6 protein-coding genes are annotated in these 5439 nt (G+C 69.4%); 2 read left to right on the forward strand and 4 right to left on the reverse strand.

Features of this window, described 5'->3' with window-relative positions; genetic code table 11:
* Positions 1 to 204: 204 nt before the first annotated feature.
* A complete protein-coding gene (locus tag BM536_RS06955; RefSeq protein WP_211362839.1) occupies positions 205 to 693 on the reverse strand; it encodes a hypothetical protein in 489 nt (162 codons plus the stop codon).
* Between the two features lie 398 nt (positions 694 to 1091).
* On the opposite strand from BM536_RS06955, the gene BM536_RS06960 reads away from it, so the two are divergent.
* On the forward strand, positions 1092 to 1718 hold the full coding sequence (locus BM536_RS06960) for a hypothetical protein (RefSeq protein WP_073500157.1): 627 nt from the start codon (positions 1092 to 1094) through the stop codon (positions 1716 to 1718).
* A 137-nt stretch (positions 1719 to 1855) separates the two neighbouring features.
* Here BM536_RS06960 and BM536_RS06965 read toward each other — a convergent pair whose 3' ends face one another.
* Both BM536_RS06965 and BM536_RS06970 read right to left on the reverse strand, forming a co-directional pair.
* Complete coding sequence (locus BM536_RS06965; RefSeq protein ID WP_073500159.1) at positions 1856 to 2041, reverse strand: hypothetical protein; 186 nt, start codon at positions 2039 to 2041, stop codon at positions 1856 to 1858.
* Between the two features lie 327 nt (positions 2042 to 2368).
* Complete coding sequence (locus tag BM536_RS06970; RefSeq protein ID WP_094102693.1) at positions 2369 to 3541, reverse strand: PP2C family protein-serine/threonine phosphatase; 1173 nt, start codon at positions 3539 to 3541, stop codon at positions 2369 to 2371.
* 332 nt (positions 3542 to 3873) lie between these two features.
* Between BM536_RS06970 and BM536_RS06975 the strand changes: the two genes are divergently transcribed.
* The gene (locus BM536_RS06975; protein WP_073500126.1) at positions 3874 to 4725 is read left to right on the forward strand and encodes an ATP-dependent DNA ligase; all 852 of its coding nucleotides are present in this window, start codon (positions 3874 to 3876) and stop codon (positions 4723 to 4725) included.
* Positions 4726 to 5003: 278 nt separating this feature from the next.
* Here the strand turns inward: BM536_RS06975 and BM536_RS40735 are convergent, their stop codons facing one another.
* Complete coding sequence (locus tag BM536_RS40735) at positions 5004 to 5171, reverse strand: hypothetical protein (RefSeq protein ID WP_158086505.1); 168 nt, start codon at positions 5169 to 5171, stop codon at positions 5004 to 5006.
* Positions 5172 to 5439: the final 268 nt, after the last annotated feature.

A 5439-nucleotide genomic window follows, 5' to 3' on the forward strand; every position in this document is an offset into this window, starting at 1 on the left:
CCGCGAGTCCTACCAGGCAGCCGTCACCATCGCGTCCCTATTCCTCTGGCTCAAGCCCCTTTGAAGACACTGCCTAGCCGGGCAGGATGCTAACCGGCGCGAGCTCACCGGCCGAAGACACCAGCCGCCGAATTCCCTCGAACGGGCGAGGCCTCCGGCCCGCCGGGCGTGCTGAGGCATCGGGCCCTGGAAACTGGGCGATCTCTACCCGCTGGAGTCAGAGGCATCACCCGTCAGAGAACGGCCGTTGCGGCACTCGTATACCGCGAGCGACAGTTCCTTCACGGCAGCGCGGGCACGTTCCGCGTCCGCTCCGTCATCGAGAGCCTCCAGCGCGGCGGCCGCCGACACGCGTACGGAACGGGGCAGGCCGCCGTAGGCGGAGAGCCGGTACGCGACGGTGCGACGGGCCTCTTGTTCTTCATCGCTCACCCCGTCAGAGGTGAGCGGGAAGACCGCCGCCTCGTAGGTCGCGATGCTCAACAGAACCACGTCGGCGATCCCTTCGGCATAGCCGTCGCCCCTGGCGGCCTGGACGGAAGTCACCGCGGGCCGGGGGCGGACAAGCATTCCGAATCCCGCGCCCAGGCCGGTGGCACCCGCGCCCACCACGGCACCCGCCCAGTCGGCCACGAGGAAGCCGAGGCAGGCTCCGCTACCCACCACGCACACCAGCGCCGCGATGGTCATCACGTACACGCGGGTACGGAGCGGGGTTGTCATGGCCAGCAGTATGCCCACGCCCTCGGGGCCTGCGACCGGGGCGCTCGTGAACTGGGGCTGGCACCGCTGACGGGGGTCCTGTTGTCAGTGGTGCCAGGGACACTGGTCGCAAGCCTCAGCGCCGCAGCCGCAGCTGAGGGGCCGGTTTTCCTGGACGAAGGATTGGCACATGCTCACCGAAGCACTCATGGCCGTGGCCGGAGCCGGCGGTGCCGCCGTCGTTCAAGCCGCTGGCACCGACGCATGGACCGGTCTGCGGCAACGCGTAGCCCGTCTCCTGGGGCGCGGAGACACTCAGCGCGAGCGTGCGGAGCTGGAGCGCCTGGACCGTACTGCGCAGGCGCTGGAGGAAGCCGATGCCACGGGCGATGCGGAGCGCGCGCCTGCGCCAGGAGGCCTCGTGGCAGACGCGTTTCGAGTCGCTTCTGGAGACCCTGGAGGACTCCGAGCAGCAGCAGGTCGCGACCGAGCTTCAGGCGCTGGTGGCCGAGCAGCAGGACTTCGCGGCCCGCCAGGGCGTGGTCGGCAACACCTTCAACGGCCCTGCCGCTGTGCAGGTCGGAAACCACAACCAGCAGGAGAACCGCTTCAACATCGCGAGCTACCTGCCCGCTCCCATCGGCCCCCGGGTCGTTCTCCAGGTCTCCAACTCCATCCCTGTCTACGACCTGCCCGACGGCAGTCAGGACCTGGGCGATCATTTCGTCAGCGTGGAGGCGGTCAACACCGGTGACCAGCCGATCGCCATCACCAGCTGGGGCATCGAGCTCCCCGGCGACCGGCGCATGTTCGTTACGCGAGGGGAGAACTGGGCAACTCCGCTCCCCCACGTGCTCGCCCCCGGCGCCCCTCCCGCGCGGTTCCTGATCCGAGCCGATGAGCTGCGGCGGGTAGAGCGGGAGCAGCGCATCCCGTACGCGCAGATGCGGCCGTACGTGGGGCTGGCCGACGGGACGGTCATCCACGCCGACCGCAGCGTGCCGTTGGCCAACTGACGGAAGCCCTTGACGAAGGGGCGGGCTGCCAAGGTGTTGGCAGCCCGCCCTTTCGTCCTGACTCGGCAGGTCAGGGGTGCAACACGCCTCGGGTGTCCGCCGTGCGGTGTTGCAGCGGCCGTGCGGGCGGTCGGCGGCTACCGCCGGCGCGGGATGGTGACCCGGACCTCCGCCAGGACGATGCCGGTCGTTGGGTCGCGGTGCACGGGGACGTACAGGCCCCAGTCGGCGTCACCGGCCGTAAGCCAGCCCCCGGCCCACGGGCTCGGGGTGGTCGACAGCTCACGGCCACCGAGCGGGCCGCCCACGAATCGGACGATCACAGCGGTACTCCCATCCGGCGGGACTCTCCCGCCTTCACCCCTTGGCGGGACTCGGCAGCAGAAGGACAGCACCGGAGCGCACGGTGGAAGGGATCGGGTGTGACGTGGACGCCGCCGGAACCCATGCTGAGCACTCCCGTGCCCGTGCCCGAGCTACGGCCGGGCTGGGCGGCAGAGCCCAAGTGGGATGGTTCTCCAGACACCTCGTGATGTCTCATTCGGGTCCGCCCGCAGCGGCCGGGGAAGGGCGGCGGGTCGGGCTTCCAGGAAGAGGCGCGACGCGTGCCACTCAGCGGCAGCCCGGCACTGTCCAGGAGAGCACTGTGGTCACGGCTGCTGCTTTGTGCGGCCGGCTGAGGCTTGTTGGGCGTCCGCGCCGGAGCTGACGTGTCGTTGGGTCTCCTGGGGGCCGTGCCAGTCCAGGCACATCACGGTGGCATCGTCTTCGAGCCGGCCGCCGGCAGCGTCACGGACTGCGGACGTCAGCATCAACGCGGTCTCCCGCGGGTGCAGGCCCCGGGTGCGCTCCAGCAGGGCAGACAGATCGACCTGCTCCCCGTGCCGTTCGACCATGCCGTCGGTGAACATGAGCAGACGGTCACCATGGCGCAGATCGAGGTCCTGAACGCGGTAGGGGAGGGTCGCGAACTCGGACAGCCCGAAGGGATGGTCCACCTCGCAGGTGATCACCTCCACAGCGCCCTCGCGCATGCGCAGTGGCCAGGGGTGTCCCGCGTTGACGAGCTGGGCCCGCCCGGTGCGGAGATTGATGCGCAGCAGTTGACCCGTGGCGTGCCCTTGGCCGTGCTCGACCAGGGCCTGGTCAGCGCGGTGGGCCTGTTCGGCCAGGTCGGCTCCGGCGCGGCGGGCGCCGCGCAGAGCACTCACCAGGACCGTGGCGGCGAGGGCGGCATCGATGTCGTGGCCCATGGGATCGGTCACCGACACGTGCAGCGCGTCCCGGTCCAGGGTGTAGTCGAAGGTGTCGCCGCTGAGGTTTTCGGACGGCTCCAGGCTCCCGCACAGGGTGAACTGCGCGGCCTCGCACGACAGTGACAGGGGGAGCAGCTGGTACTGGATCTCTGCCGCGAGGGTGGGCGGCCTGGAGCGTTTCCCCCAGGTGTAGAAATCAGTGAAACGCCCGTTGGCGATCACGATGTAGGCCAGGACATGGGCGGCTTCCCCGACCTCATCAAGGATGTCCTCGCCGGGGGCGGCAGGCAGGAGCAGTTCCAGCAGCCCGATCGCATCCCCCCGGTTGGTGACCGGCACGATCACCCGCTGACCCTGACCGGTCGCCTCCTGATACAGCCGCTGGGTACGGATCACCTCTTCGTAGACACTGCCGAACAAAGGGATCCGCTCCGCCTCCCGCCCGTCTGCCGGGGCGGTCGACAGCCGTGCCACCGCCTTGCCCGTCAGGTCGACGATGAGGAATGAGACCTTCGTGGCCTCGAAACGCCGCCGCAGGTCCTCCGCGATCACGTCCACCGCCTCCACCGGCGCCGCAGTCTCCGCTGCCGTCAGCAATCGGGGAAGTCCACTCTGCCCACCACTCACGACCGCAGTTCCTTCCGCCGCCCCGCCTACCAGCAAGAGAATCACCACGGCGAGCGTCAACACATGAAAAGTAACAATAAGTGCAGATCATTGCGTTATGTGTTCACGGAAGTGAGTTTGTTTCCTGCGTCCACTCGCTGACGCGGCCGTCGCGAATGCTCCAGTAGCGAACTCAACGAAGGGGTGGCCGCCTCTGCCCCGCTGTTGGGCAGCAAAGCCGAGACGCTCACAGGTGGCCCAGTCCATATCAAGGGGTCCATGGCTCATGAGACATGGCAAAGGCTGGAGAAGGACGGATTCCGAGCCCTGGTCTCCGTCGATGCGGGCCGGGTGGTGCTGCGCTCCAGGCGCGGCACCGAGATGCTTCCGGCGTTTCCGGAGATTGGGGCTGGGGCCGCCAGCTGCCGGACGCGACCGCGCTGGACGGCTGGTCGTATGGGACGGCGGGCCGTCTCACCTTCGAGCGGCTGCAGAACCGGCTTCAGCGGCGCGGCGCCGGGGCGGCCCGGGCGGCGGGCGAGTGGCCGGCTCACTTCGTCGCGTTCGATCTGCTGCGGCTGCCCGGAACCGACACCACCGGGTGGCCGTATCGGCGGCGCAGGGCCGCGCTGGAGTCCGTGTTCACCGCCCGTCGCCTGTCGGCGCCGTGGGCGCTGTGTCCGTCGACCACCGAGGCTGATGTCGTGCGCGAGTGGCTGACGTGGGCGTCGGTCGGTATGGAGGGGGTGGTCTTCAAGGGACTGAACGACGCCTACCGCCCGTCGGTGAGGGGCTGGCAGAAATACAAGATCCGCGAGACGAGTGAGGCGATCGTCGGCGCGATCACCGGCCCTCTGGCCCTTCCCCGCACGCTGCTGCTCGGCAGGTACGACACCGAAGGCCGCTTTCAGTACGTCGGCCGCACCACCACCCTCGCCCCGGCGGCAGGTGCGGCGGTCGCCGGTCTGCTCGCTGCGGGGCGGCGCGGAAGCGCCTCCGAGCACGGCGGTACGCACGGCTGGCCAGTTCTTGAGCACGCCACCAGGCGAAGCGGGAGCACGGGCAGGGCCAGCTGTTCGTCTTCGTCCTGGTCGGGGTGGAGCCGGGCGAGTTCTTCGTCGCTGCGGGACGAATCCGAACCCTGACTAGCCGTGGTTGGGGCCGGATGCGGCCCGGTCGGACCGTGGTCGGGCCATGGTCTGGTTCCAGTGGTCGGGCGACCACGCCGCGAATCCGGGTCATCCACAGGCCGCAGCGTGATGGCCAGCCGGGCTATCCAGGACGGGGAAGGCGTCGCGGGCGTGGGCGGCGACGCTCTCCTGGAGCAGCGTGTAGGCGTAAAGCGTGGCTGCGTCGAACCCAGGTGATGTCAGTTGCGGTCGGCTGCACAGGCATGGGGTTCCTCTTCGCGCTCGGGCGGGTGTCAGTCGTGCTGCCACCAGGTCACTGCGAGGCCGGCCAGGAGGGCGCCGATGTGACGGACGGCTCCGGTGAGGAGCGCTACGGAGACGAGGCGCCGCCATGAGACGGGGTCGGGCCTCACGTGGTCCTGGTGCGGGGTGGTGGAGGGGGTGCGGTGCTTCTTCGGCATGGCGGGTGTCCGTTCGGGCAGGGCGCGGCAGCGCGGGCTGTGGTGCTGGGACCAGTGAGCCAGAGCCGCAGGTCTGCAGAGAATTGCGCTTCTCGGGGTTGTAATGGTGGGCATGGCACGAGGAGCACCGAGTCCGGCTGATCTGCGGGTGATTCACGAACTTGCCGCTCGGAAGGTGGTGGTGACGGGCAGCCAGTTGGAGAGCTGGCGGCGGGCGGGGTTGTTGCCGCGGCATCGGCGGCGTGGGCTCGGGCGTGGCCGGGGGACG

The sequence above is a fragment of the Streptomyces phaeoluteigriseus genome, from assembly GCF_001896135.2.
Classification (GTDB): Bacteria; Actinomycetota; Actinomycetes; order Streptomycetales; family Streptomycetaceae; genus Streptomyces; species Streptomyces phaeoluteigriseus.

Coding starts and splice junctions, on each gene's coding strand:
- BM536_RS40735 (WP_158086505.1), bottom strand. CDS start 5,171: ATGCCGAAGAAGCACCGCACCCCCTCCACCACCCCGCACCAGGACCAC.
- BM536_RS06975 (WP_073500126.1), top strand. CDS start 3,874: ATGGCAAAGGCTGGAGAAGGACGGATTCCGAGCCCTGGTCTCCGTCGA.
- BM536_RS06960 (WP_073500157.1), top strand. CDS start 1,092: ATGCGGAGCGCGCGCCTGCGCCAGGAGGCCTCGTGGCAGACGCGTTTC.